Raw genomic sequence first — 26,132 nt, forward strand, 5'->3', positions numbered from 1 at the left:
TCTTTTCTCAAAAAGAAGGACATCCCTCCAGACCCCATTTAATTGTGATTTTTTTCCCGATAACCAACTTCACGAAAACCAAACTTATTATGCAAGGCAATACTAGCCACGTTCTCAGGGAAAATACTAGACTGCAGCAGCCAACATCCATTTTTCTGTACTGATGTAACTATACTATTCATTAACTTTGATCCTACACCTTGCCCAGCATAGTCAGGATCAATATAGTTACTAAGCTCCACAACACCCAGATAAACTGCACGCCTTGAATATGGTGATAAAGCACCCCAACCAACTATCTTCCCACTTTCACTTGCAACGAACCGACTATGCTTCACATGTTGCTTATCCCAAACATGCCATGTTGGTGCTTGAACTTCAACCGTTCCATTTTTTGTTTCAATACCTTGTCCATAGATTCCAAGCACCACTTCCCCATCTTCATGCTCCAAAGAACGAATTGTGATATGATTATGTTCATTATTTTATCACTACTAACACCCACAGTTTCCCTCATTATTACCGGTTATAATTTGAAACTGTTTTGGAACAGAATTCACCTTACATACACCTGTTTCAGGAAGTTTTAATTGTACTTGCTTAGCAGCTTCTAAATCCCCTGTGAGATACGCTACAATGGAACGAACTTGCTCATAACCTGTGGTCATCAAGAAAGTAGGTGCACGGCCATAGCTTTTCACCCCAGCAATGTAAAAATTAGGCTCTGGATGGCGTAGCTCCTCTTCTCCATGAGGCCTTACGGTGCCACAGCTATGAAGGTTAGGATCAATTAATGGTGCAAGTTTCGGTGTACTTTCTACCGCATAGTCTACATCTAAGCGCAGCTCACTTAGGAAGGAGAAGTCTGGTCTCGCCCCTGTATTGACCACCATCTCATCTATTTGGTTTACTTCCCTACCATCTGTAGATAAGACACGCAAACCGTTACTACCCTTTAGGATATCTTCTATATAAAAACTGGCGTACACTTCAAACATCCTATTGTCTACTAATTGGTGTGTTTTCGTTCCTAATTCACCTCTTGCCGACAAAGAATCACTCGCTTCTCCACCAAATGCCTCCTGAACTTCTTGTTTCCGAACAATCCAAGAAATCTTTGTATCAGGGTATTGTTCCTTTAAATGAGCTAGATCAATTAACGTGTTTAAAGCTGAATGCCCACTACCAATGACAGCAATATGTTTATTCTTAAATTTATCTGGTTCTGCCTTTACATTCGGAATCGCGGTAATCAGTTGTTGCTTCAGCTCTTTATCACGCCATACCCCATCTGCAAACGGTGGATTAGGATTATGCCATGTTCCACTAGCATCGATAATTGCCTTCGCTTCTATATTCTTTGTTACTCCTCCTGATTGTACATAAATAATAAACGGACTTTCTTCTCGCAAGGAAGAATTCATTTTATCTTTATTCTTCCTAGTAACCGCTATAACTTCCGTTCGATAGAGAATTTTTTGTTTGAATTGCGGAAGCTTTGATAATGGTTCTATGTATTCTTCTACAATCTCATATCCAGTAGGAAGTTCTTCTGCTGCAGGTTCTGCCCAACCATTTGCAAGCAATAATTTTCTAGCTACAGAATCCATGTTAAATTTCCATGGTGAGAACACTTGAACATGTCCCCATTTCAATATATTTGCCCCTGCCTTTTGACCCCTTTCTAGTACTAAGAATTCTTCTTCCTTTTCATATAGATGTGCTGCAGCAGCAAGCCCGACTGGACCTGCACCAATAACAACTATTGGTAATTTCTCCATCTTGATTCCCCCTTTTATTAGCAACCACAGTTCATGTTAACAGTGCCTTTATTGTCTGGTCTTCTAAATAAACAACAAAGCTCCTCAGAAAGTATCTTGTTCATCACTTCATTATTGATGGAATAATAATGCCAAGTTCCCTTTTTTTCTCGTTGAATAAGATCTGCCTGCATCAATATCTTCAAGTGATACGATAGTTTGGATTGTGCCATGCCCATCGCTTCCTCCAAATCGCATACACAGATAGATTCTTCCTTTGAATCAGCCAATAGATGAAGTAACTTTAATCGCTTCTCATCCGCAAGAGCTTTAAATGTTTTTTCATAGTCCTTGAAAATGATTTGTAATTCAATAGCCCCCATCTCGGTTACCCCTTTCAATACATCAAACATTTTTGATATTTAAAGTATACATCAAGTTTTTTTGATATACAATCCACACCACCTGGAAATTAATAAGTTCTATATTTTTAGAATTTAACATTCAATAAGTATTGAATTTATGTTACTATCAAAATGGAGAGGTGAGATTATGGAAGTTATTAATCTAACAAGTAGGAAAAGACAAACCTATCAGGTTCAATTCGAATATTCCTTATTATGGGAGGCAGCACTAGGAATTGCTGCTTTTACCAACAAGACAATGCTAGATAGTTTAGAAAAACCGCTAGATTTTTGGCCCAACTCCTTATCAACAATTACGTTGGAACTGTTACACGATGTAGAGCGAAACAATACATGGAAAGCATTACTTCAACTCCTACATCGTCATCACGTGAAAGAACTCTCAGCATTTACATCTTACATCATGAACCTTTCGGAAGAGGACTTAAAGTATATTTGTTTACCATTCGTCAGCAGCCAATCTCAAGGTTTAAGAAAAGCTGCCGCTTCTGGCGAACAGACTGCTGTGGAGAATCTGAAGAAATTAATTGCTGATAACTCCTTCTTTCCGAGCTATATCGATTACATATACACAGTGGATGGAGACCAATTAAAAAATCATCTTACCCAAGTAATGGAGGCTTGGTATGAAGAGGTTATCCACGAGCAGCACGATAAACTTCATGCCATTTTACAGACCGACTATGAAACCAAAAAGCAAATGGCAATAAAAATGGACCCAGAAAAACTGGTGGAATGGGCAACCGGAGGAGTAACTTACATTCCTGAACCTCAAGTTACAAAGGTCTTACTTATTCCACAATACATCTATCGTCCTTGGAATATTGAGGCAGATATCGAGGATACCAAAGTTTTTTACTATCCTGTTGCAAACGAAAGCATTACACCTACAGACAGATTTACTCCGAATCATTTCTTAGTTTTAAAATATAAAGCTCTGGGAGATGAAGTACGGCTCAGAATTGTAAAGCTACTCTTTGAAGGGGAAAGAACCCTACATGACATCACGACCCAACTAGAAATGGGGAAATCGACCATTCATCATCACCTCAAGATCCTTCGCTCCGCAAAATTAGTAGAAATTATAGATTCAAAGTACGCACTAAAGAAGAACACATTAAACATTTTAGGCGAAGAATTGGACATGTATTTAGAAAAGTAGGGGTGTTTAGTGATGAAAAATCCCAGTTACCGGTCGGTTTTACTCAGCAGTACCACATCTGAGTTGGGTGGGGCATTATTTACAGCATGCAACTCCATCGTCATCTATGAACTCACCGGATCAGCCAGTGCCCTCGGGTCTATCTGGCTTATGTATTATTTTCCCTCATTTTTTATGCAGCTTTTTATCGGACCATATGTTGATCGTTGGAGTAGAAAAAAGATTATGATTCACTGCCAAATAATCCGAATGCTATTGGCCATCGTTCTATTGATGTCCCTAATCTTAGACGCTTACACCATCGCTCTGATTTATATCATTCAAATTATCGTTGGTTTAATCATGCCGATTTTCACCCCTGCTAATCAAGCGATTCTTCCAACCATACTGAATAATGAGGATCTTACGAGAGCGAATGCCTCCTTAGATAGCATAAGACAAGTAATGGTCATTACCGGACCCTTGTTATCCGGATTATTTGTTGATTATTTTGCAATCGAATGGGTGCTTTTATTGATTACTATTGCATTCGCTGTTAGTGCAGGACTTCTAGTAATAATTCAAGAAAACTACCAACAAAATAAAGTAAGAAAAAAGTGGATAACGGAATTCCAGGAAGGGCTTCACTATTTTTTTGCGCAACGAATAATTGTCTTGCTAGGTGTATTTTTGGGATTTGTTCAATTTGGAGTTGGCGTTACTATCGTTACAACCATTCCTTTTATCACCACTATTTTGGAGCAGCCTTATTCAGCGTATGGAATCTTCATGGCTGGTTTTCCACTCGGATACTTAATTGGTGCATTCATAAAACAACGCCTGGAAAACCCAGATGGATTAGGTATACTCTTTACTTCACTAATGATTGGTGGATGCACATATCTTTCACTAGGATTTACACCTTGGTATTCGCTAGGTGTTGTCACAGAGATAATCGCCGGAATCGTCATTGCTATTTTCAACATTCATTATGTCACATTGATTCAAATTCTGATCCCGAACCATGTAATGGGAAAAGTGACTTCGGTACGCTTATTAATTATGCGAACCATGATGCCCTTGGGCATACTGTTCGCTACGTTAACGACGACTTTTATTAGCATTCGTGTGCTCTATATTATTATTGGCTGTGTGATATGTGTTAGTGCTACTTTGGGTTATGTATTTCTACGTAATAGGAATTTTGAATATAAGGGATAAATTATTTTCTTTTATTATTTTGGGACTTTTTATTGTTTCATTCGTCTTAAGTATTACAATCGATTGTTTTTAGAGAGAGAAAAGGGGTTATCCATATGGAACAAAAAGTAGAAATTCCTCCCTCCATTCAATCAAACGATAGAGAGACCGCGATTGAATGGATTATGGAAGAATACGGGGAAAGTTTGAAACGTTTTATTTTTACGTATACCAAAAACCAGGCTCAAGCTGATGATATTTTTCAAGAGGTAATGCTAGTCGTATATCGAAAAATAGATACTTATCAAGGAAGGGCTTCCTTCAAGAACTGGTTATATCAAGTGACCGCTAACAAGTGTAAAGATTACTTACGATCACCGATCCATCGCTTCATTACATGGAAAGATCAATGGAAGGAACAATCACATACCGATAGTCCTGAACAAAGTATTTTAGTAGATGAGCAAAAGAAAATGGTTATAGAGGCCATTTTGAACCTCCCAATAAAATATAGAGAAGTACTTATTCTACAATACTATCAGGAATTCAGTATCCAGGAAATTAGTGAACTTCTAAAGGTTAATCCCTCTACCATTAAGACTCGAATTATGCGTGCGAAAGAGAAATTGAAATCGGGATTAAAGGGGGAATTTTTCGATGAGTAAATTAACTAAAAAAGATTTCGATGATTACCTAGGGATAGAGAGTTATCACACAAAGGAAGATCATGAGCGTTTTTATAGAAATATTCAAACTTCAAAAGGAAGGAATTTCTATTGGCTTCCAAAATCTTTAACAGCAGCCTTAATTATCGGGTTATTCGTTGTGGGTACACAGTTTCTCTTGGGGAATATTCCCTTTATTTCGAGTGATGATAACGAATCGGATTCTGAAGAGAAAACAGATTGGTCACTCTGGAAAGAGGCAGATAGCCTACATGATGTTGATTATTTTTATGACGCCATTATTCCTGGATTAAAGATAGCTAGGGAACGAAATCAAGTAATAGACATAAATCAAAAACATTCATTAAACGACGAAGTTAGGTTGTATATTGATAAAGCCTGGTTCCATGAAGATAAAATTTATTTATTTTATAGTATGGACTTATTAACAGATGATTTTGTGGAGAAAAACCACCAAACCGGGAGCATCGATGATTTCGTGTTACTCGAGAAAGACGGAACCAACATAAAACTTAAAACAGACTCCCCTAGTCCATGGAGTGGGATTGTATTTCATGATTCGTTCAATAACAAGCTCTATCGAGTAGCTACTATAACCCTAGAAGACGAGAAGCTATTAGCAGAAGCAGACCAACTAACAGCATCATTTTCTATCGACGCACATCATGAAGAAGTATCATTAAGTAATATAGAATTACCAGTAGCATATGGGGATGAAACCATAACTAGTAGGGCTTTGAATGAGTCATTCCAAACACTACACTCCTACATTTCATTCAAGAGGTTTGATAAGAGTGCTGATACAGGATATCTATTTGGTGTTGTGGATTCTGATCTAGGTCAGGAAGTTGAAACGCTTCACGGCACAATTACTTTAGACAACGGAGAGGAGATTTACCTTACTGATAGGCTTACTGTACTTTATGATGGAGAATTTATATTAGATTTACCAGAATTGGCACATGAAAATGTCTCTATTGATATTGATTATTTATCTATGTTGGAAAAAGAAAAAACTATTGATATACCTATCGATTTATCGGATTACCATAAAGAAGGTTCAGAAAATGTCATTGAACAGAGTAAGACGATTAATGAACCAATTGCTGAGCTAGGTAATACCAATATCCTATTACGAAGTATTCACTTTGACAATCAAGGGGTAACGGTTACTATTTCAACAAATAAAATAGCGACTGATCTACCGACACAAATTAATTTTTATAGTTTCTTCCCAGAATCTGCTGGATGGGGATTTCCTAACTCACTGAACGCAGTAGATAACAACGGGGAAGAAGCAGAAGATTATCACTTCCACTCGATGAGTGATAGTGGAGAATCTAACGAATTTACCTTTGGTTTAACGAGGAAATTTATAGAGAATAAGGAACACGTTACGATAAGCATTAGCAATCTATCGATAGGTGAAGAATTCGAATGGAATGCCGAGATTTCAAAACAGGATTAAAAGGGGGACTTAGGGTTGATTCTCTAGGTCCTTTTTAGTAGGAGACAAGTAAAAAATTGGGCTCAACACGAATGAAAGGAGGTAATCCTTATTAACTTAAGAATTCCTCCTTTTCCTATATAACTAATCCAAATGAATTGTCATTGGTGCCATTTTTACGATTTCAAGTGCCCCTCCTGATTCTTTTGAGTAGTAAACTTGAGGTGTTAATGTCAAAGACGTAGCATTTGGGTCTAGTGAATAAATGGTCGCTCGCGACTCGCTCATAGCTCCGTCGTCATAGCTAATTCCACCATTCCCATCAACCTCATAAACATTCCCGAGATTATCTTTGACCTCCATCATTTCAACCGAAACAAATTTCCATGCTTGTAGAATAGATTGATCTACATAAAATTCGTATTCTAATACAGCCGCCATCTCGGAATGTTCTAGTGACTTTATGACTAATTTTATACCGTTCTGTTCCATTGTTTGATTCAATAGTTGAACATCTGTTGATAGTTGCGCTAGTGTAAATTCAAAACTCCAACTGCCATCAAATTGTTTATCCGTATGGGTATTAATAAATGATCTTGGTTGCCATTGAATGAGGATTTCTTCTGGGCTATCCCCTTTAAAGTGAGGTGTCACCTTTTCAATGCCGACATACGTCGTTTCATTAACTTTTTTAATGGAACCTGAACCACCGATACCGTTTGCTTGTTCCACTTGTAGATAGCCATTGGATCGAGGATTTTCTCCTAGCTCCTCTTCAGTTTGAATCGCATATGTCACTATCACATTTGTGCCATCATACACTGCGCTTTCAATCATTACATCAATACCATTACTTGTTTGAACCTCATTCACAACCGTGGACAAATCTACATACGTATCTGGCAGAGCTTCATCCTCAAAATATGATAGGATGCTTTGAATAATAGGAAATTGGTTCGCAATCGCAGGTGTCAAAAAACTAGCAGTTACAACACTAACACCCAGGACTGCAACAGCAACATAGTGTACACTAAATCGTTTCCTCACTTTACTTCTGGACAACACATGCGTTTTTATTGCGCTTTTTCGTTCAGTGGATAACGGTTTTGGTTCAATTTCATTTATATTTAAATCAAGCCATTTTCTTTCTTGATTCATAGAAACCTCTCCTTTAGTTGTTTAGATTGTGCTAATTTCTTCTTCCCTCGATATAATCGATTTTCTACAGCTGAAATGGATAGGTTGAGAGCCTCTGATATTTCAGCTGTAGATAAATATAGGGAATATTTCATCATAAAAATATCGCGGTCAATATCTGGTAATGTACTCAGTGCAAGCAAAAGGGTATTCCTTTCCTCTTTCTTTAATACGTGCATCTGAACATCCTCCTGAGCTGGATGTTCAGTCAGAAATTCGTCGCTTTGTTCACGAGCTTGTAGCCTCTCAAGTTGACGAAATCGATCAATCGCTTTATATTTCGTGATCATCGCAATCCACTTTTTAAAGTCCTCAGCTTCTCCCTTAAACTGATTTGCATTCTGCCAAACGGTTAGAAACACATCATTAACACATTCCTCTACCGCTTCATTACTAATATTAGATAGAACTTTATAGCATATCGCATGGACAAGGGATGAATATTGATCAATAACATATTCGAGCGAATCTTCTTTTTGCCGCTTTAAACGTTTAATAAAATTGGTATCATTACACTTCATATGGGCACTCCTTATCTAATTCGAAAAAGCTTTTTCACTTCATATATCGAATCTCGGAAACAAAACCTCTCAAATTTATTAAAAGTTAGTTCAATAGATTAAACGTCAACATACTCAAGTAATAACTACTTTTCAACGAAAAATTCTCCATTCACAGCAACTAATTATCTATCCTAGGATAAGAGAAAACGAGTGATATCCCGATTGATTTTTCCAACTATGAAGAAGGAAAATCGGTCGAGAAGACCATGAATGAATTAAATGCTAAGATGGGTAATACCACCTTTTGAGTTTTTCATAGTTTTCACCCTTGACTATAGTGTAACTAGATACTTTAAAATGACAATTATAAAATTGTGATGAGCCATGACAATAGGAAGTAAAATTAGGAGGTCTAACATTGAACTGGTATGAAGAATTAAAATCATATTTTCCAGAAGAAGAAATGAAATCGAAAGCACAGTTGGATTGTTTATTAAAGGAAAGAGGAGATATTTACTATAAAGAAGAAGGTCCATATCATATTGCAATATACAGTGAATTCCCTGATTTTATTTTTATTGATTTCCTATGGGTCTCGGAAAAATCGAGAGGGAAGGGAATTGGAAGAAAAGTTATTGAAACATTAAAAGAGAAAAATAAACCAATTATAATAGAAGTTGAACCGATTGATAAAAATGAACCCGACACGGAACGTAGGCTTCGTTTTTATAGGAAGTTGGATTTTAAGTTGGCAGAATCCATCGATTATATGTTTCAAGCATTTGTGGCCAAATCGGAAACAAAGCTGGAAATTATGTATTGGTCAAACAGAGATATAACAGAAAGAGAAATTTTTGAAAATATGAATACAGTCTATAAGGAAATTCATACTTATAAAGTTGAGGAAATTTATCAAGTAGTCCCCAAAAAGGCAAAAGAGGTAATTCGTTTACTATAAAAAGGCGTGTAAATCTAATATATATAAAACACATGGACCAGCCTTAAATGAATAAAACCTTTGTGAAAAGTGTGCTATAGATTTCTTTAGCTATAAGAAAGTCGATTATTCAATTTGGTAATCGGCTTTTTTATATTTACCTAGCAAATAGGAGTAAAACTCTTGTTCAAAAATCTATTTTAATGAAGAAAGTCATTAAAAATGATTATCAATTTCATCAATAATCTACTTATTGAGAATTATTATCAGTATTTAGCAGGTTGACTTATTTAGGGGGATAACATGGAGATATTTGATGTGACAATTATTGGTGGCGGTCCTGCCGGTTTATATAGTGCTTTCTATAGTGGTTTACGAAATATGAAAACTAAAATTATTGAGGTACAACCTGCCCTAGGTGGAAAAGTGAATACATATCCTGAGAAGGTTTTATGGGATGTAGGTGGGATTCCAACAATCCAGGCACATCAATTTGTTCAAAATTTAATAAATCAAGCGAATACTTTTTTACCGACAATATGTCTCAATACTAAAGTGGAACAGATAAAGAAACAAGATAATATGTTTGTCATATCAACGAATACAAAAGAAGTTCATTATTCTAAAACAATCATTGTAGCTGTTGGTGGAGGTATATTAAATCCAATTAAGTTTGAAATTGAAGGCTCTGAAAAATATGAAATGACAAACTTGCAGTATACGATTTCTGGAACGCTACCGTAATAAAAGAGTTCTTGTATCTGGTGGTGGAAACGGAGCAATTGATTGGGCAGTCGAACTGCTATCCGTTGCAAGTGAAGTCGTTCTTATCTATCGCAAAGAACAATTAACTGCCCACGAATCTCAGGTTAAGATACTAAAAGATCACGGGGTGCAAATAAAGCTTCATGCAGAAATACAGTCATTTGTACCAAATGATAAGCAAACAGCAATTGAACAAGTTATCATTTCACAAAATGGACAGGCCACTCCATTACAAGTTGGTGAAGTTTTGATTTGCCATGGGTTTAATCGTGAAGAATCATTAACGTTTGCTGATGATATAAAACCTCAACGCAAGGATGAATATTATTTAGTTAGTCAAGGTCAATGTAAAACATCAGTTCCAGGGATTTTTGGTGCTGGTGATATTATCTCGTATGACGACAAAGTGAGTTTAATAGTAGGTACTTTTCAAGATGCAGTTCTTGCAGTCAACAACGCTAAAATGTATATCGATCCACAGGCCAGCCAATATGCAATGGTTTCCTCGCATAACGAAAAATTTAAAGAGAAAAATATAGCTTTCACAAAAGAAATATTATCCCACCGAAGCAATTGGCTCGAATTTTAGGGCTTCTTCCACAATCTCCTGTTGTACCAGATGGGATTACTGTAGCGGATTTAGTCGGTAGAGGCAGGTTTCCACATCAATCCTTATTCAGTGGATGGTCCAAGAAAGATTATGAAGCTGTGGAAGAAGCGATGGAATTTATGAACATAACAGAGTTTGCAGATTATGACATTGATGAGCTTTCAGGTGGACAAAGACAGCGTGTTTGGATTGCTATGGCACTTGCACAACAGACCGATATCCTATTTCTAGATGAACCTACTACCTTTTTAGATATCACGTATCAGGTAGAAATATTAGACCTATTAACAAATTTAAACCGAAAGTACAATACAACAATTGTGATGGTATTACACGATATTAACTTATCAGCTCGTTATGCAGACCATCTATTTGCTGTAAAGGAAGGGCAGCTAGTTGCAGAAGGTAAACCTACTGAAGTCCTAACTAGTGAACTAGTAAAATCTGTTTTTGATCTAAATTGTGTTGTCATTTCTGACCCAATCTCTGATACTCCATTAATTATTCCTAAAGGTCGCTATCATGTAAAAGATTGATTTACATGGAGATGTGAGATATATAGGGATCTAGAAAGAAAAAGTCGAATTTCCAATCCGAAAATCGGCCTTTTTTATTACCACTTAATCAATAAGTAATAATTGCAAACCTTACATTAGTAAAATAATAATATTACAATGTATAAGTTTACTTTACATTTATAAATAAATAATTTATTATAGTTATATAAGGAAAGGAAGGTATTAGATGTGAAAAAAGACTTCGGAGATTCTATTCAAAATAAAGTGTATGAACACAGGGTGTTAAGAAGAATGTCACAAAAGGAGTTAGCTGAAGCTGTAGGCGTGTCTAAACAAACCATTTTTGTGATGGAGAAAAATAATTACTCCCCTTCTCTTGTCTTAGCTTTTCGAATTGCTGATTTTTTTAATGTAGATGTTAACGATATTTTTACTTATGTGAAAGGTAGTGATCAAAATGAAATTTGAGTCTATCTCAGAAGTATCAAATATACTCTTTGACCCTTTAAGAATCTGGGCGGAAAATTCAACTTATAATTGGAACATTCTTATTGGTAGTGGTCTTGCATTGATTTTAGTCGGAGGGATTCTTGTATACGTATATCAACGAAAGATGGGTAAGTCGGACGAGAGAACAAGCCCAATTTTTTTAAAAAGCTCCCTTATTATGCTATGTAGTGTAATATTATGCGATTTGATCTTTCCGAAAGAATATATGTGGGAGATTTTCTTCTTATTTAAATATTCTCTTGCGTTCCTGGCGTCAGGAATATATCTAGCTATTCAATATAATAGAGATTTTTTAAATTAAATAATTATAGATAGCAAACTTTCCATATCATCAATTATAAGGAATAATTTAACAAGAAGATTGGGATTGTTAGGCCTTTATAGTATTGGAGGGTTAAAAATAATTGGAGGCTTGAAAATGAGTAAATCTCTTAGAGTTTTATTTCTACTAACAGATATTGGTTTTATTATTTATTGGGTAGTTACTTTCTTTGAATTAATCCCAAAGGAGTATCTGTATCAAGATTATCAAAATGAGTTATTAGTAATCTGGAATTGGTCATTTTTCCCTCTAGACATTTTGATTTCTGTAACTGGAATTGCAAGTATCTATTTACATAGACAAAAAAATGCAAAATGGGAATCCTTTGCATTATTATCACTTACACTTACTTTTTGTTCTGGGTTACAAGCTATTGTTTTTTGGATTATCAAGCTTGACTTTGACCTTATGTGGTGGATACCGAATCTCTATCTATTACTATATCCATTATTTTATATTCCTTCTTTACTAAAACCGAATCGTGATAGATAACATTCATGACTTTATAGAGAAGAATTACATGTATAATGCTAAGAGAAGCTGTTGTTGTACAATGCCACCAATTTTTTGGGAGGCATTTATCTTTTCTTGTGAAATAGCAGCCTCATTGATGCCAATAGTCCAACACTTTTTTTAGAATAACTATTCCTAATCGGACTTCTTCTATCCCAAAAAACATCCAGACTTTAACAATGTTATTAGGTTTAGTTTAATTATTATGAGATAAAATAACGATTCTCTGAAACTTTCTTAAAACTTTCCCGTCTATATATAAATCCGTAAAAGGGGGGTGTACTCCATGGGGCAACAATTAGAGGACCAAGTAAAGATACTATACGCGCAATACCATAACGAAATATTTACTTACATATTACTCATGATTGGTGAGAGACAGCAAGCAAAGGATCTAATGCAGGATACCTTTGTAAAAGTATTTATAAATTGGGAGCGTTTCAGGGGCCAATCCTCCCCGAAAACATGGATTTATCACATAGCCCGGAATGTAACGATAGACTACATACGAAAGAAACATCCCGTCTCCTATTATTTGGATTATTATTCTCCTATTCATTCCAAACAACCAACACCAGAAGAGAGCCTCGAATTAAATGAAGATATTGCCCTGCTTCACCGCGCACTCTTGAAGCTAAACAGACCTACCCGAGATGTTATCGTGTTACGGAAAATCATGGAATTCTCTATAAAAGAGACTGCTCTAGTTCTAGACTGGAAGGAAAGTCGAGTGAAAACAGTCTTACACCGTGGACTTGAAGCACTTCGAAAAGAGTTAGTAGAGGAGGGATTTACCAATGAAACGGTATGAAGAACAATCAAATCTTGATAAGGACTTAAAAAAATTACGAAATAACCGGTTGACGCAGGGTGAATCCTTAGAATCCTATCATATCATTCTATCAAGGCTAAATCAGAAGGATAAACAAGAAAAAAAACCGCTTTCCTATAGCCGATTAACGGTTACTTTAGCCACCATTATTGTTCTAATTTCTGTAAGCTGGATTATTTTTAGCCAGCAGCAGCATCTAGCAACCTCCATATCTAACCAAATGGACGGAATTGAACTCGAATTGACAATTGATAAAAGTACGTATTCCTTAGACGATAATTTTGTAGCAACTATAACGATCACGAACCATAACGGTACAGCTAAAGAAATCTATGTCCCTGTTCCGATTGATATAGAAGCAGGTATCTCAGCGGTTATGGTAGAAAAGAGGGGGCAAATGTTATATCAGCTTTTAACTCCACAATCTAACCAGGAGCATTCTAATTTAAAGGGACGTTCGTTTTATGACTATGCCCTTGTCAAAATAGGACCTCATGAAACGATTAAGCAGGATTTCCAATGGGATATGAAACTGATTAAACAAGAAAACAGAAAAGTTATTGCTGCAGACCGTGGAGAATATACACTTAGTTCCTTTATTGTATTGGATGAGTTACATCAGCAGCTAGAATATTACGAACCTGAGAACCAGTTAATCTCAAAACTTACTTTTAGAATAACTGATGATACACCAGAATCGGATGTATACACTAGTGCCAACTGCCCTGAAGGGTATATTCCTTGTGTCAATGCTATAGCAGGGAGTAGCGCTGTGAAAGTTTTTAATGGTACGAGTACACTTAATAGAGAAGACGGAAGCATGATGATGGGGGATTTTTTTCAAGGTGATATTGAAAAGAATTTAGATACACTGAAGGTGAATAAAAGTGACATGGTTACATTGGAATTTATTAATCATGATCCTAACAAATTAAGCGTCTATATGCTGGAAAAGGAAGAAAAAGTGAAAAAGGTAAATATTAAGCAGAATGCCTTTACGGCACCAGATAAATCTGGGACATATATTTATGAAATAGTCGGGGAATACGCACATGGGATTGTAAACCATTATGTGAAAGTCAGGGTGAAATAGTTTTGTATGATAACACAAAAAAACAGCCAAGCTCATATACTTGGCTGTTTACTACTTTGTATTTATCTCCTAAAAACCCGATCCCCATCATAACTATAAACTGTCAGCTTATCATCCACATATGTCTCCAAATAAACCTTCCTACCCCATAATTGATGAATATAAGGCAGTACATTTTCTAAATAATGTAGATCAAGCTCCATACCCTCGTATCCGTGAACCAAATACAATTCACCATTACGCATATAATCTCCATCCACTACTGTAATATATGGGAACCCCCCATTGACCCGCATCGAAACTAACTGTTCACGGACGTTTTCATAGTCTTTATCTGATATTTTGTAATACGGTCCTTGCTTTTCAAATAGATACAAGTCCTCTCGTTCTACCAAGTCCTTTGTTAGATAGTTCCGGATAAATGAAATATCCGATTCTATCTCACGTACTTCAAACATTTTCTCACGACCATATCCTGGCTTAACACCCCGTGCTATCATCTCTTCAGTTGGATTATTATAGCGTTCCTCAATATCCTCAAAGATTTTCAAGCCTAAATAATAGGGGTTGATTTGTTGTTTGGATGGCTGCACGACGGCGGAGTTTAGTTTGGCGAATTCTACGGTTTCATCGGATGTTAAGTCTAGTTCGCGCATGATGCGTTGGTGCCAGTAGGAAGCCCAGCCTTCATTCATGATTTTCGTCTCAAGCTGCGGCCAGAAGTATAACATCTCCTCCCGCATCATCGTCAGTATATCCCGTTGCCAGTCTTCTAACTCTCTACTATATTGTTCAATGAATAGGAGTAAATCCTTCTCAGGTCTTGGAGGAAGTTTCTTTTTTCGATTTACTTTCGGCATAGTCTCTTCCGGCTTTTCATCCATATCCCAAAGATCATCATATGGTGTTTGAGCCTTCTTGATTGGGGATTCCTCTTCTTCCCATTTATACTGTGGTAGCTTTGGGCGAACGATAGAAGGATCAATATGTTCCTGAATAGCCAGGACAGCATCTAGGAATTTTTCTACCTCACCCTTCCCATGAAGAATCTCATATTCTGCAATTCTTTCCGCTGTTGCCGTCATGCTCTCTACCATATCTCTCCTCGTATTGGAAAAACGAACATTGTTTTTAAAGAAGTCACAGTGCGCAAGGACATGCGCGATAATGAGTTTGTTTTGAATTAAGCTATTTGTATTTAATAAAAATGCGTAACATGGATCAGAGTTGATAACTAACTCATAGATTTGACTCAGTCCTAAATCATATTGTAACTTCATTCGATGAAATTGTTTTCCAAAGCTCCAATGAGAGAAACGGGTCGGCATCCCATACGCTCCAAACGTATAGATTATATCAGCAGGACAAATTTCATATCGCATTGGATAAAAGTCCAATCCAAATCCAACAGCAATTTCCGTAATTTCTTCTATGGCTTTATGAAGTTCTTTCGAATCGGTCAATGGTGATCCCTCCAAATAAGCTTTTTATAGTTTATGAGAGAAAGTTGGAATGATGAACGTGGTACAAGAATAAACATAAATCGTAACCGTTACTATTTACAAACCGTAACCATTACGATATAATCAATCTTAGTTTTTACAAAGGGAGAGTTTTGTATTGAAAAAAATACTGTTTTTCGTAAGTTTACTGAGTTTAATTGTAATGTTAGGAGCTTGTGGAAGTAGTGCAAGTTCAGATCACTCAAAAGATGAGGGAACATTATCCATCTACACATCTATATACCCTCTAGAAGACTTCGCCAAGAAAATTGGTGGAGAACATGTAGAGGTTACCACGCTTATACCGCCTGGAACAGATAGCCATACTTACGAGCCTACTTCAAAGGAAATATTAGATATCGCTAGAGCAGATGCTTTTATCTATAACGGGCTCGGGATGGAAACCTATGCAGTGAAGATTCACGAAACACTTGAAGATGAAGATGTCACGATAGTAGAAGCTGCGGGTGGGGTAGAAGCTGTGACACATGAACATAATCATGGGGACGAAGAACATCATGGACATGGCGAAGATGATCATGAACATAGTGAAGAAGAACATGAACACGAAGGACATGAAGAGGACGGACATCACCATGGTGATCAAGACCCACATGTGTGGCTTGATCCTCATAGAGCAATCACATTAGCAGCAAGTATAAAAGATACACTGATTGAATTGAAACCTGAGGCTAAAGAAGAATTCGAGAAAAACTACGAAGAACTTGTGAACAACTTACAAGAGTTAGATAACGAATTTCACCAACTAGTGGAGGCAAAAAGTAATCCTGAAATGATTGTTTCTCATGCTGCTTATGGTTATTGGGAGGAAAGCTATGGCATCAAACAAATCGCCATTGCTGGACTATCATCTAGTCAAGAGCCTTCACAAGGCGAGTTAACCGAGATCATCCAAATCGCTAAAGAAAAGGACATCAAATATGTTATTTTCGAACAAAATGTTACACCAAAAGTTGCCGATGTAATTCGTGAAGAAATTAAAGCAGAGCCACTATACTTGCATAATCTATCTACACTAACAGACGAAGATATCGAAAACGGAGAAGATTATTTTAGCTTAATGGAACGAAATTTAGAAACCTTAGATAAAGCTTTAAAATAATTAGCACTTCTTCACAGTTAAATACCCAGCACATATTCCGTGTGCTGGGTATTTCTTTTAAGAAGAAGCAACCATAATTTTACACATATTATTGGTTAGTTCCACTGGGTCCTCCACTGGTAAGCCTTCAATTAATAAAGCTTGGTTGAACAATATGTTCGTGTATAGTTCCAATTTCTCTTTATCGTTTTCATATGCATCCTTCAATGTTAGGAAAACATCATGATTCGGATTGATTTCTAGTACCTTCTCTGCGGTTACATGCTGGTCAGGCATAGCATTAATTACTTTTTCCATTTCAATCGATATCTCTCCATCTGCCGTTAAGCACACTGGATGAGTTCTCAACCGTTTGGAGACACGTACTTCTTTTACTTTTCCAGCTAGTTTCTCTTTCATGTACGCAAAGAGTTCCTTGTTCTCATTCGTCTCTTCCTCTGATGCCTTCTTCTCATCTTCTGATTCGATTCCAAGATCATGGCTGGATACAGACTTGAATTCCTTGTCATCATAGTTCATGAGCATTCGAATTGCGAACTCATCAATTTCTTCCGTAAAGTACAGGATTTCATAGCCTTTATCCGCTACAAGCTCTGTTTGTGGTAGCTTGTCTATGCGTTCAATGGAATCACCTGTTGCATAATAGATATATTTCTGATCTTCTGGCATTCTAGAAACATATTCCGCTAATGTCACGAGTTTTTTCTCTTTTGATGAGTAGAATAGTAATAGATCCTTCAATGTATCTTTATGCATTCCAAATTCATTGTAAACACCGAATTTTAATTGACGGCCAAATGCCTCAAAGAATTTTTCATACTTTTCTCGATCGTCTCGTTGTAAGCTTAATAGTTGAGTTTTTATTTTCTTCTCAATATTTTTTGCGATTAAGGTTAGCTGACGATCCTGCTGTAGCATCTCACGTGAAATATTTAAGGAAAGGTCTTCTGAATCCACTAATCCCTTTACAAAGCTAAAGTGATCTGGAACTAAATCAGCGCACTTCTCCATAATTAGCACACCGTTTGAATACAATTCCAAACCTTTTTCGTAGTCTTGAGAGTAATAATCGAATGGACGATTCTCTGGTACAAATAAAATGGCATTGTAGCGAATTGTTCCATCCACATTTAAGTGAATCGATTTAATTGGTTTATCAAAGCCATATCGCTTTTCCTGATAGAAGATTTCATAATCCTCATCGGTCAGTTCACTCTTGTTCTTTTTCCAAATTGGAACCATACTGTTGATTGTTTCTTCTTCCACATAATCAACATACTCATCACTATCGTCTTCTTTTTTACTTTTCGTAACATCCATTTTAATTGGGAATCGAATAAAGTCGGAGTACTTTTTAATTATTTCTTTCAATCGATACTCTTCTAAGTACTCATCATAATTATCATCTTCTGTGTTATTTTTTATTTTTAAGGTAATTTCTGTTCCTACAGATTCCTTTTCGGCAGGTTCAATTGTATAGCCGTCAGTACCCTTGGATACCCATTTAAATGCTTGCTCACTTCCTAGTGCTTTACTAATTACAGTAACTTCATCCGCAACCATAAACGCCGCATAGAAACCAACACCAAATTGACCTATAATATCGTGGCCGTCTTTTATTTCATTTTCACTCTTGAAGTTGAAGGAACCACTTTTGGCGATAGTACCAAGATTCTTTTCCAACTCATCTTCGGTCATACCAATACCAGTATCGATAATTTTTAAAGTACGTGAATCCTTGTCCGCTTTAATTTTTATATAATAATCACTTTGATTAAATGTAATCGTATCATCTGTTAATGCTTTGTAATAAATCTTATCAATTGCATCACTTGCGTTCGAAATTAATTCACGTAAAAATACTTCACGCTGTGAATAAATGGAGTTAATCATTAATTCCAATAGTCTTTTGGATTCTGCTTTAAACTTTCTTTTTCCCATTTCCAACACTCCTTCTATCATATTTAAAGATATAAGACGCATGCTTTTTAGCACTCAATCATCTAGAGTGCTAATTCTTTATAAAATTATAAATATCATACCGTTATGACTGTGTCAATTGGAATGGACTATATTTTGCCTAATTTTCATGTCCGCATATTTCCTTATGAATTAGGAGAATTTAAACTCAGGAGGGATACTATGGAACACCAATTTTTATCTGTCGAAGAATTTAATTCACGGATTCAGCAATGGAGCGGAAGAACGGTAAAAATCACAAAGCATGAGATGGATGATGTCGATCAAATCGTGTTGAATTTGCAACATATCTCTTATGATCGAAATACGCGTAGGATTGATGATTATGTACCAATGCATAGCTTACAACTTGTAGGCGATGGTCATATTGAAACATTAGCATCCATGAGTACCCAACCTCTACCTTCGCCCAATTATGAAATCCCATTGCAGGATAGTACGATGTATGAGTTTGATGGGGAGAAATTTTTCATTACAACAGAGCGTGGGGTTTATAAAATCGAGTTGACTTAAGGACCATTAGAAAAATCCCGAGGAGATTACTCCAAGGGATTTTCCTTCTCTTATACATTCACCGCTGCCTCTCGCTGGAAGAAGCTTTTCATCGCATGATACACATCACGTTTTTCTTTTAAAATATAGTGCCTGAACTTTGGATCTTCAATCGTATTATAAGCACGCATTAGCGTCGAATGACGATTATAAATATTCACTTCAGCATAACCAAACATATTCGAGACGTCCATGATCTCATTTACTAACCGGATACATTTTGGGTTGTCAGAGGTAATGTTTTCCCCATCGGAAAAGTGAAATGGATAAATATTATAGCGAGAAGGGTTATAACGTTCATCTATTAGTTCAATAGCCTTTGTATAAGCAGATGAGCAAATCGTACCTCCACTTTCCCCTTTGGTAAAGAACTCTTCCTCTGTTACTTCTTTTGCCTCAGTATGATGAGCGATAAACGCTATATCCACATGTTCATATTTTGTTTTTAGGAATCGGGTCATCCAGAAAAAGAAACTTCTTGCCATATACTTCTCGAATGAACCCATCGATGCTGAAGTATCCATCATCGCTAGGACGACTGCTTTAGACTCTTGTTTCACTTCTTCATCCCACGTCTTAAATCGGAGGTCATCATTATATATTGGCGTTATTCCAGATTTACCTTTCCTCGCATTTCGCTTAAGCGCCGTCAATATGGTCCGCTTTTTATCGATGTTCCCCATCAAACCTTTCTTCCTTACATCATTAAACTCAATTTTTTCTGTAACAATCTCAGCTTTTTCCTTTTCTCTTAAGTTTGGTAATTCTAATTCCTTAAATAGGGCTTCCTCTAGCTTCTCTAATGATACCTCAGCTTCATAGTAGTCTTTTCCAGGCTGATTGCCTGCTTTTTTTCCATCGCCAGGGCCGTTTTCCTTTTGACCTTTCGCATTCGGATCCCTTCCTACTACATCTCCAACTTTACTATCTCCATCTCCTTGCCCTACATGCTTCGATTTGTTGTAATTATACCGGATTTTATACTCATCTAATGAACGGATAGGTATCTTGATAATGTCCCGCCCATTAGACATCACGATGCTTTCTTCACTAATCAGATCTGGTAAATTATTCTTTATGGCTTCCTTTACTTTATCCATGTGTCGTTGTTGATCCTGAAAGCCTTTGCGATGGAGGGACCAGTTTTCTTCGGAGATGACAAAATTTTGTTTACCTTCCTGCACAACATCCCCTCCTATTCTAAGTTGTATTCAAATTAGGCATTCACATCTTGCGAATACCTTACATGCTCTTGGCTCAATAATCGCCAAGCTAGCTGCTAAAAGCACCGTTATCTTTCAGAAGAATTCGATACTTTTCACTATAATATGCAGTTGGGCGCATATTATTGCAATATACCGAAAATAATAGATTAAAAAAAGGTAACAAGACTAGCTATTAGCCACTTGTTACCTTTTTACATATTAACGGTTTAATAAACTACCGACATATCGCAGTAATTCATTTGCTGATACAGAGTTATAACCATACTCATCTATTAACCTAGCAATCACTTCATTTATTTTCTTCAATTGCGACTCATCCGGAGTCTTGGAAGAGGTCGTAATTTTAACCACATCTTTTAAGTCTGCAAATAGTTTCTTTTGTATTGCCTCTCGTAAGCGTTCATGGGAGTTATAATCAAATCGCTTACCCTTTCTAGCATAAGCAGAGATTCGAATCAAAATCTCTTCTCGGAAGGACCTCTTCGCATTTTCAGAGATACCGATTTGTTCCTCAATAGAACGCATTAGCTTTTCGTCTGGATTCATTTCCTCACCAGTTAATGGATCTCTTAACTTATTTTTATTACAAAAGGCTTCTACGTTATCTAGGTAATTATCCATCAATGACTTAGCCGATTCCTCATAGGAATACACAAATGCCTTTTGTACTTCTTTTTTCGCTATTTCATCGTACTCTCTTCTTGCGATAGAGATGTAATTCATATATTTTTCCTTATCTTCAACCGAAATCGATGCATGCTGATCAAGACCTTCTTTTAAAGAACGCAAGACATCGAGTGCATTAATGGAAGGAACTTCTTTACGAATAATAGCCGACGAAATCCGGTTGATAACATAACGAGGGTCTATCCCCTCCATGCCTTCTGTAGCAAATTCCTTTTTTAACTCCTCTACATCAACCTGGTTATACCCCTCCACACTCTTTCCATCATACAAGCGCATTTTTTTCAGCAGATCCATCCCTTGTTTCTTGGATTCTTTCAATCTCGTTAAAACGGAAAAAATAGCCGCTACTCGTAGTGCATGTGGAGCAATATGAACATGTGCCATATCACTTTGGTTAATCATCTTTTCATAGATTCGTTCTTCTTCACTCACTCGTAGGTTATATGGAATAGGCATTACAATAATTCTCGAATGAAGCGCCTCATTTTTCTTATTTGAGATAAACGAGCGATATTCCGACTCATTTGTATGTGCTACTATTAGCTCATCCGCAGAGATTAGCGCGAACCTTCCAGCCTTGAAGTTCCCCTCTTGTGTTAGGGATAGTAAATGCCATAGGAATTTTTCATCACACTTCAACATTTCTTGGAATTCCATCATGCCACGGTTTGCCTTATTTAATTCTCCATCAAATCGGTAGGCTCTTGGATCGGATTCAGATCCATATTCTGCGATCGTAGAAAAATCAATACTTCCTGTTAAATCCGCAATATCTTGTGATTTGGGATCGGACGGACTAAAAGTTCCAATTCCAACACGCTTATCCTCTGAAAAGAAGATTCGCTCCACCATAACATCCTCTACACGCCCACCATATTCTTTTTCCAGGCGCATCGTATTCAATGGAGATAGACTTCCTTCGATACGAATGCCATATTCATCGAAAAAGTCCTCTCTTAAATGGTTTGGAATCAAATGTAGAGGGTCCTCATGCATCGGACAACCTTTGATGGCATAAACAGCGCCCCCATCTGTCCGTGAATATTTTTCCAATCCTCGCTTTAGCATGGTCACTATAGTGGATTTCCCACCACTTACCGGGCCCATTAATAAAAGAATTCGTTTGCGAACATCTAACCTCTTTGCTGCCGGATGAAAGTATTCTTCAACAAGTCGTTCAATTGCCTCTTCTAATCCAAAAATCTCTTCACCAAAAAACTCATACATCTTACGACCATCTCGTTCTTTAATCCCGGCAGCCTTAATCATATTATATACACGAGAATGTGCAGTCTGAGCCACTTCGGGTCTTTCCTTTATAATTTCTAGGTACTCCGCGAAAGTACCTTCCCACTTTAAGCGGTTCTCTTCTTCTCTAAAGCTTCTCACCTTGTTAAGAATATCCATGTTTGTCTTCCCTCCATCTTGGACGCGGTTTATATAGCTTATGCATGAGCCTGCATCAAGATGCCTTAGAAGATGGAGTTAAGTCGGGGACGAGGGGGCGTTATTAGTATAAATGCATTCAGAGTGGTTATCACGATCTTAGTTTGTAGAGATTTGGTTCAAGAATGCGATAACAACCCCTATCATCGTCTCCTTTCTTCCGGTTTTACTTCAAAAACGTCATGATAGCTCCTATCATCATCTTCTTTCTCCTGGTTTTACCTCAAGAACGTCATGATAGCTCCTATCATCATCTTCTTTCTCCTAGATTTTCTTCAAAAACGTCATGATAACCACTATCATCACCTTCTTTCTCCATGATTCACTTCAAAAACGTCATGATAACCACTATCATCACCTTCTTTCTCCATGATTCACTTCAAAAACGTACATGATAGCTCCTATCATCACCTTCTTTCTCCATGATTCACTTCAAAAACGTCATGATAACCACTATCATCACCTTCTTTCTCCATGATTCACTTCAAAAACGTCATGATAACCACTATCATCACCTTCTTTCTCCATGATTCACTTCAAGAACACGATGATAACCTCTTTCTTCATCTTCTTTCTCCATGATTCACCTCAAGAACACGATGATAACCTCTTTCTTCATCTTCTTTCCAACAAATTCACTTCAAGAACGCGATGATACCCCTTCCAAAAATGTTGTCCTAAATTTCCCCAAGAAAATCTCAAAAAATTGTTGTATAATAGTAAAGTCAATCAGTTGAAACTGCACTATTACTGTATTACAATTCAAACAGATTCGATAACGAAAGCGAGATGTTCTTATGGGACGTAAGTGGAATAATATCAAAGATAAAAAGGCTGAAAAGGATAAAAACACGAGTCGTATTTATGCGAAGTTCGGTCGTGAAATTTATGTAGCAGCTAAGCAAGGGGAGCCAGATCCGGAGGCCAACCAAGCGCTTAAGGTTGTTTTAGAACGTGCGAAAACATACAGTGTACCGAAACATATCATTGAAAAAGCAATAGAGAAGGCAAAAGGTGGAGCTGAGGAGAATTACGATGAGCTTCGTTATGAAGGATTCGGTCCTAACGGTTCCATGATAATTGTAGATACATTAACGAACAATGTGAATAGAACCGCTTCAGAGGTACGTGCCGCTTTTGGTAAAAATGGCGGAAACATGGGTGTAAGTGGCTCGGTTGCTTATATGTTTGATGCAACTGCGGTATTCGGTATAGAAGGAAAAACTGCGGATGACGTATTGGAACTTCTAATGGAAGCCGATGTAGACGTGCGTGACGTGCTGGAAGAGGAGGAAACAGTGATTGTTTATGCAGAACCAGATCAATACCATGCTGTACAGGAAGCTTTCAAGGCTGAAGGCATTACGGAATTTACGATAGCAGAACTTACAATGTTACCACAAAATGAAGTAACCCTTGATGGTGACTCACAGGCACAATTTGAAAAGTTAATCGATGTACTAGAAGACCTAGAAGACGTTCAACAAGTCTATCATAATGTCGATTTAGGTGAATGATACATTTTGAACCAGCAATTTGTTACATAATTGCTGGTTTTTCTATACAGTCAGTATGAACCTTGCAGAAGAGGATGATATCATGAAAATATACCAAACAAAGGATGCAGAGCTAATTGCTAAGCTAAACCAATCCGTTCATGAACTGCATGTTAGTTTATATCCAAGTTATTTTAAGGACTATCATGCTGAAAAGGTTAAGACGTTTTTTGAGGGCTTAATGAATAAAGAACAGTATATATTTTTAGTTTTAGAGGATATTGGGCAGTCTATAGGGTTTGCTATGCTAGAGTTAAAAGCTTACCCTGAAACAATATTTAAAAATGCATACCAATCCCTCTATATACATCAGTTAAGTATTTCTAGTATGTACAAAAGTAAAGGATATGGAACAAAGTTGATGGATGAAATTACAACTATTGCTAGAAATAAAGGCTTACATAAGATCGAACTTGACCATTGGTCTGATAACGAAATAGCAAAAGCGTTTTATAAAAACCTAGGTTATAGCCCGATACGGGAATACTTGTATAAAGACATTTAACAGAAACCGAAAACGATATCCATGTATTATTTCCTATTTAAATTTTGAAATTAGGAATTAGGAATCATCAGTCGACAAATTATTTAGAAAGTATCTTTACCTTAGCTTCATTACCTCTTCATAATTAGTCTGTACAATTAATGGTGTACCAAATAATAAGGATGAGGTGAATGAAATGAAGTTAAGAAAACTATTATTAACCTTATTAATTTTGATGCTCTCAACAGGTGTATTATTTGCATGCTCAGCAGAGGATTCCGAATCCGAAGATGCGGAAACAAATGAAACAGAAGAACAAGAATCAAACGATGATGGAGAAGAAAAAGAAGAGGATTCCGAATAAGTATAATAAAAGCCTTCCGCCGGTGGAAGGCTTCTTTATTGTAGAAAGGAAGACATTACTAGCTGATATCCCATATACAATGCCATTCCCCAAATAATAAATGCTGAAATCTGATTAATCCTTTTAAGTAACTTACGGGATTTCGTTAGTTGACCAATCTTTCTTCCTACTAGTGCAATTCCGAAAAACCATATCCAAGAGACGACGATACACGCCACAGCAAAGGTAAGCTTTTCATAACCATGATAACCGATGGAACTAGTTCCAATCACTCCAATTGTATCAAGAATGGCATGTGGATTCAGAAGAGATACTGAAGCCGCAAACGTTATCTGGCGTCTGGCAGAATAATGTTCCTCCGTCGTTCGAGTTACTTGCGGATCACTTTTCCACATCACCCACCCCATATACAGTAAAAAGAAGAAACCTATGGATGATAAAATGATTCCAAATCCTTCAACACTTAGCACAACCACTGATACTCCCGCAACCGCTAGTGTAATTAGCAAGGTATCACATATTGCGGCTGTCACGACAGCAGGAAGAGCCCTCTGGAATATAGTACTTGTTGCACCTTGATTAAATATAAACACATTCTGTATTCCTAGAGGAAGTATTAAGCCAAAAGCTAGTATTACACCATGTATGATTGGTTCCATATACTTCCTCCTTCTAACAATCCTATACCTTAAATGGATTCATCCATTCCATGGAATGAAGGTCTACATACATCCACAACAGTGTTTTTCCGTT

At 36.8% G+C, this 26,132-nt stretch carries 25 protein-coding genes and 2 pseudogenes; 17 read left to right on the forward strand and 10 right to left on the reverse strand.

Annotation, left to right across the window (positions count from 1 at the left end):
* Positions 1 to 38: 38 nt before the first annotated feature.
* The 3 genes from G5W_RS22160 to G5W_RS0110615 all read right to left on the reverse strand — a co-directional run bounded on the left by G5W_RS22160 (position 39) and on the right by G5W_RS0110615 (position 2,143).
* Positions 39 to 428 carry a GNAT family N-acetyltransferase gene (locus G5W_RS22160; RefSeq protein WP_010096534.1) on the reverse strand — a complete coding sequence of 130 codons (390 nt, stop codon included), beginning with the start codon at positions 426 to 428 and terminating at the stop codon, positions 39 to 41.
* Positions 429 to 494: 66 nt separating this feature from the next.
* Entirely contained in the window at positions 495 to 1,781 is a 1,287-nt protein-coding gene (locus G5W_RS0110610; protein WP_010096535.1) for an NAD(P)-binding domain-containing protein, read from the reverse strand.
* Positions 1,782 to 1,798: 17 nt separating this feature from the next.
* Positions 1,799 to 2,143 (reverse strand): ArsR/SmtB family transcription factor, encoded by a 345-nt coding sequence (locus tag G5W_RS0110615; protein WP_010096537.1) that lies wholly within the window; start codon positions 2,141 to 2,143, stop codon positions 1,799 to 1,801.
* Positions 2,144 to 2,312: 169 nt separating this feature from the next.
* Here G5W_RS0110615 and G5W_RS0110620 point away from each other — a divergent pair, with 169 nt between their 5' ends.
* The 4 genes from G5W_RS0110620 (at position 2,313) to G5W_RS0110635 (ending at position 6,680) form a co-directional block, all read left to right on the forward strand.
* On the forward strand, positions 2,313 to 3,347 hold the full coding sequence (locus G5W_RS0110620) for an ArsR/SmtB family transcription factor (protein WP_010096538.1): 1,035 nt from the start codon (positions 2,313 to 2,315) through the stop codon (positions 3,345 to 3,347).
* A 12-nt stretch (positions 3,348 to 3,359) separates the two neighbouring features.
* Positions 3,360 to 4,547 carry an MFS transporter gene (locus tag G5W_RS0110625; protein ID WP_010096539.1) on the forward strand — a complete coding sequence of 396 codons (1,188 nt, stop codon included), beginning with the start codon at positions 3,360 to 3,362 and terminating at the stop codon, positions 4,545 to 4,547.
* 95 nt (positions 4,548 to 4,642) lie between these two features.
* Positions 4,643 to 5,191 (forward strand): RNA polymerase sigma factor, encoded by a 549-nt coding sequence (locus tag G5W_RS0110630; RefSeq protein WP_010096540.1) that lies wholly within the window; start codon positions 4,643 to 4,645, stop codon positions 5,189 to 5,191.
* The gene (locus tag G5W_RS0110635) at positions 5,184 to 6,680 is read left to right on the forward strand and encodes a hypothetical protein (RefSeq protein WP_010096542.1); all 1,497 of its coding nucleotides are present in this window, start codon (positions 5,184 to 5,186) and stop codon (positions 6,678 to 6,680) included. Before G5W_RS0110630 ends, G5W_RS0110635 begins: the two co-directional genes overlap by 8 nt.
* 123 nt (positions 6,681 to 6,803) lie before the next feature.
* Here the strand turns inward: G5W_RS0110635 and G5W_RS0110640 are convergent, their stop codons facing one another.
* Positions 6,804 to 7,817, reverse strand: a complete 1,014-nt coding sequence (locus G5W_RS0110640) for a DUF4179 domain-containing protein (protein ID WP_010096544.1) — start codon at positions 7,815 to 7,817, stop codon at positions 6,804 to 6,806.
* Complete coding sequence (locus G5W_RS0110645; protein ID WP_010096546.1) at positions 7,814 to 8,377, reverse strand: sigma-70 family RNA polymerase sigma factor; 564 nt, start codon at positions 8,375 to 8,377, stop codon at positions 7,814 to 7,816. The genes G5W_RS0110640 and G5W_RS0110645 overlap by 4 nt, the downstream gene beginning before the upstream one ends.
* A 400-nt stretch (positions 8,378 to 8,777) precedes the next feature.
* On the opposite strand from G5W_RS0110645, the gene G5W_RS0110650 reads away from it, so the two are divergent.
* The 8 genes and pseudogenes from G5W_RS0110650 (at position 8,778) to G5W_RS0110685 (ending at position 14,459) form a co-directional block, all read left to right on the forward strand.
* Positions 8,778 to 9,317 (forward strand): GNAT family N-acetyltransferase, encoded by a 540-nt coding sequence (locus G5W_RS0110650; RefSeq protein WP_010096548.1) that lies wholly within the window; start codon positions 8,778 to 8,780, stop codon positions 9,315 to 9,317.
* A 282-nt stretch (positions 9,318 to 9,599) separates the two neighbouring features.
* Positions 9,600 to 10,650: pseudogene (locus G5W_RS22165) on the forward strand (NAD(P)/FAD-dependent oxidoreductase).
* Positions 10,620 to 11,207: pseudogene (locus tag G5W_RS20930) on the forward strand (ABC transporter ATP-binding protein); the annotation flags it as partial. The pseudogenes G5W_RS22165 and G5W_RS20930, both read left to right, overlap by 31 nt.
* Before the next feature lie 210 nt (positions 11,208 to 11,417).
* On the forward strand, positions 11,418 to 11,657 hold the full coding sequence (locus G5W_RS0110665) for a helix-turn-helix transcriptional regulator (RefSeq protein WP_010096555.1): 240 nt from the start codon (positions 11,418 to 11,420) through the stop codon (positions 11,655 to 11,657).
* Positions 11,647 to 12,000 (forward strand): hypothetical protein, encoded by a 354-nt coding sequence (locus G5W_RS24870; protein WP_010096556.1) that lies wholly within the window; start codon positions 11,647 to 11,649, stop codon positions 11,998 to 12,000. The genes G5W_RS0110665 and G5W_RS24870 overlap by 11 nt, the downstream gene beginning before the upstream one ends.
* 117 nt (positions 12,001 to 12,117) lie before the next feature.
* Positions 12,118 to 12,513: a DUF5360 family protein gene (locus G5W_RS0110675; protein WP_010096557.1), complete on the forward strand. Its 396-nt coding sequence runs from the start codon at positions 12,118 to 12,120 to the stop codon at positions 12,511 to 12,513.
* A 307-nt stretch (positions 12,514 to 12,820) separates the two neighbouring features.
* Positions 12,821 to 13,345: an RNA polymerase sigma factor gene (locus G5W_RS0110680; RefSeq protein WP_010096559.1), complete on the forward strand. Its 525-nt coding sequence runs from the start codon at positions 12,821 to 12,823 to the stop codon at positions 13,343 to 13,345.
* Positions 13,332 to 14,459: a hypothetical protein gene (locus G5W_RS0110685; protein WP_010096561.1), complete on the forward strand. Its 1,128-nt coding sequence runs from the start codon at positions 13,332 to 13,334 to the stop codon at positions 14,457 to 14,459. The genes G5W_RS0110680 and G5W_RS0110685 overlap by 14 nt, the downstream gene beginning before the upstream one ends.
* Before the next feature lie 62 nt (positions 14,460 to 14,521).
* Here G5W_RS0110685 and G5W_RS0110690 read toward each other — a convergent pair whose 3' ends face one another.
* Positions 14,522 to 15,922: a SpoVR family protein gene (locus G5W_RS0110690; protein ID WP_010096562.1), complete on the reverse strand. Its 1,401-nt coding sequence runs from the start codon at positions 15,920 to 15,922 to the stop codon at positions 14,522 to 14,524.
* Between the two features lie 157 nt (positions 15,923 to 16,079).
* Between G5W_RS0110690 and G5W_RS0110695 the strand changes: the two genes are divergently transcribed.
* On the forward strand, positions 16,080 to 17,084 hold the full coding sequence (locus tag G5W_RS0110695; protein ID WP_010096563.1) for a metal ABC transporter solute-binding protein, Zn/Mn family: 1,005 nt from the start codon (positions 16,080 to 16,082) through the stop codon (positions 17,082 to 17,084).
* Between the two features lie 57 nt (positions 17,085 to 17,141).
* Here the strand turns inward: G5W_RS0110695 and htpG are convergent, their stop codons facing one another.
* A complete protein-coding gene (gene htpG, locus G5W_RS0110700) occupies positions 17,142 to 19,025 on the reverse strand; it encodes a molecular chaperone HtpG (RefSeq protein WP_010096564.1) in 1,884 nt (627 codons plus the stop codon).
* A 201-nt stretch (positions 19,026 to 19,226) separates the two neighbouring features.
* Here htpG and ymzB point away from each other — a divergent pair, with 201 nt between their 5' ends.
* Complete coding sequence (gene ymzB, locus G5W_RS0110705; RefSeq protein WP_010096565.1) at positions 19,227 to 19,577, forward strand: protein YmzB; 351 nt, start codon at positions 19,227 to 19,229, stop codon at positions 19,575 to 19,577.
* Between the two features lie 50 nt (positions 19,578 to 19,627).
* On the opposite strand, the gene yhbH is transcribed toward ymzB, so the two are convergent.
* Both yhbH and G5W_RS0110715 read right to left on the reverse strand, forming a co-directional pair.
* A complete protein-coding gene (gene yhbH / locus G5W_RS0110710; RefSeq protein WP_010096566.1) occupies positions 19,628 to 20,800 on the reverse strand; it encodes a sporulation protein YhbH in 1,173 nt (390 codons plus the stop codon).
* Between the two features lie 240 nt (positions 20,801 to 21,040).
* Entirely contained in the window at positions 21,041 to 22,936 is a 1,896-nt protein-coding gene (locus tag G5W_RS0110715; protein ID WP_010096567.1) for a PrkA family serine protein kinase, read from the reverse strand.
* Positions 22,937 to 23,772: 836 nt separating this feature from the next.
* On the opposite strand from G5W_RS0110715, the gene G5W_RS0110720 reads away from it, so the two are divergent.
* From G5W_RS0110720 to G5W_RS23770, 3 genes are all read left to right on the forward strand, one after another.
* Positions 23,773 to 24,492 carry a YebC/PmpR family DNA-binding transcriptional regulator gene (locus G5W_RS0110720; RefSeq protein ID WP_010096569.1) on the forward strand — a complete coding sequence of 240 codons (720 nt, stop codon included), beginning with the start codon at positions 23,773 to 23,775 and terminating at the stop codon, positions 24,490 to 24,492.
* Positions 24,493 to 24,574: 82 nt separating this feature from the next.
* On the forward strand, positions 24,575 to 25,036 hold the full coding sequence (locus G5W_RS0110725; RefSeq protein WP_010096571.1) for a GNAT family N-acetyltransferase: 462 nt from the start codon (positions 24,575 to 24,577) through the stop codon (positions 25,034 to 25,036).
* A gap of 175 nt (positions 25,037 to 25,211) precedes the next feature.
* A complete protein-coding gene (locus G5W_RS23770; protein WP_010096574.1) occupies positions 25,212 to 25,379 on the forward strand; it encodes a hypothetical protein in 168 nt (55 codons plus the stop codon).
* A gap of 35 nt (positions 25,380 to 25,414) precedes the next feature.
* Here G5W_RS23770 and G5W_RS0110735 read toward each other — a convergent pair whose 3' ends face one another.
* Positions 25,415 to 26,038: a LysE/ArgO family amino acid transporter gene (locus tag G5W_RS0110735; protein WP_010096577.1), complete on the reverse strand. Its 624-nt coding sequence runs from the start codon at positions 26,036 to 26,038 to the stop codon at positions 25,415 to 25,417.
* Positions 26,039 to 26,132 lie beyond the last annotated feature (94 nt).

This window comes from Ornithinibacillus scapharcae TW25 (assembly GCF_000190475.1).
In the GTDB taxonomy this organism is placed as follows: domain Bacteria; phylum Bacillota; class Bacilli; order Bacillales; family Amphibacillaceae; genus Ornithinibacillus; species Ornithinibacillus scapharcae.

Coding starts and splice junctions, on each gene's coding strand:
- G5W_RS0110675 (WP_010096557.1), top strand. CDS start 12,118: ATGAGTAAATCTCTTAGAGTTTTATTTCTACTAACAGATATTGGTTTT.
- G5W_RS0110735 (WP_010096577.1), bottom strand. CDS start 26,038: ATGGAACCAATCATACATGGTGTAATACTAGCTTTTGGCTTAATACTT.
- G5W_RS0110625 (WP_010096539.1), top strand. CDS start 3,360: ATGAAAAATCCCAGTTACCGGTCGGTTTTACTCAGCAGTACCACATCT.
- G5W_RS0110645 (WP_010096546.1), bottom strand. CDS start 8,377: ATGAAGTGTAATGATACCAATTTTATTAAACGTTTAAAGCGGCAAAAA.
- G5W_RS0110720 (WP_010096569.1), top strand. CDS start 23,773: ATGGGACGTAAGTGGAATAATATCAAAGATAAAAAGGCTGAAAAGGAT.
- ymzB (WP_010096565.1), top strand. CDS start 19,227: ATGGAACACCAATTTTTATCTGTCGAAGAATTTAATTCACGGATTCAG.
- htpG (WP_010096564.1), bottom strand. CDS start 19,025: ATGGGAAAAAGAAAGTTTAAAGCAGAATCCAAAAGACTATTGGAATTA.
- G5W_RS0110610 (WP_010096535.1), bottom strand. CDS start 1,781: ATGGAGAAATTACCAATAGTTGTTATTGGTGCAGGTCCAGTCGGGCTT.
- G5W_RS23770 (WP_010096574.1), top strand. CDS start 25,212: ATGAAGTTAAGAAAACTATTATTAACCTTATTAATTTTGATGCTCTCA.
- G5W_RS0110615 (WP_010096537.1), bottom strand. CDS start 2,143: ATGGGGGCTATTGAATTACAAATCATTTTCAAGGACTATGAAAAAACA.
- G5W_RS24870 (WP_010096556.1), top strand. CDS start 11,647: ATGAAATTTGAGTCTATCTCAGAAGTATCAAATATACTCTTTGACCCT.
- G5W_RS0110685 (WP_010096561.1), top strand. CDS start 13,332: ATGAAACGGTATGAAGAACAATCAAATCTTGATAAGGACTTAAAAAAA.
- G5W_RS0110640 (WP_010096544.1), bottom strand. CDS start 7,817: ATGAATCAAGAAAGAAAATGGCTTGATTTAAATATAAATGAAATTGAA.
- G5W_RS0110725 (WP_010096571.1), top strand. CDS start 24,575: ATGAAAATATACCAAACAAAGGATGCAGAGCTAATTGCTAAGCTAAAC.
- G5W_RS0110620 (WP_010096538.1), top strand. CDS start 2,313: ATGGAAGTTATTAATCTAACAAGTAGGAAAAGACAAACCTATCAGGTT.
- G5W_RS0110680 (WP_010096559.1), top strand. CDS start 12,821: ATGGGGCAACAATTAGAGGACCAAGTAAAGATACTATACGCGCAATAC.
- G5W_RS0110635 (WP_010096542.1), top strand. CDS start 5,184: ATGAGTAAATTAACTAAAAAAGATTTCGATGATTACCTAGGGATAGAG.
- G5W_RS0110715 (WP_010096567.1), bottom strand. CDS start 22,936: ATGGATATTCTTAACAAGGTGAGAAGCTTTAGAGAAGAAGAGAACCGC.
- G5W_RS0110630 (WP_010096540.1), top strand. CDS start 4,643: ATGGAACAAAAAGTAGAAATTCCTCCCTCCATTCAATCAAACGATAGA.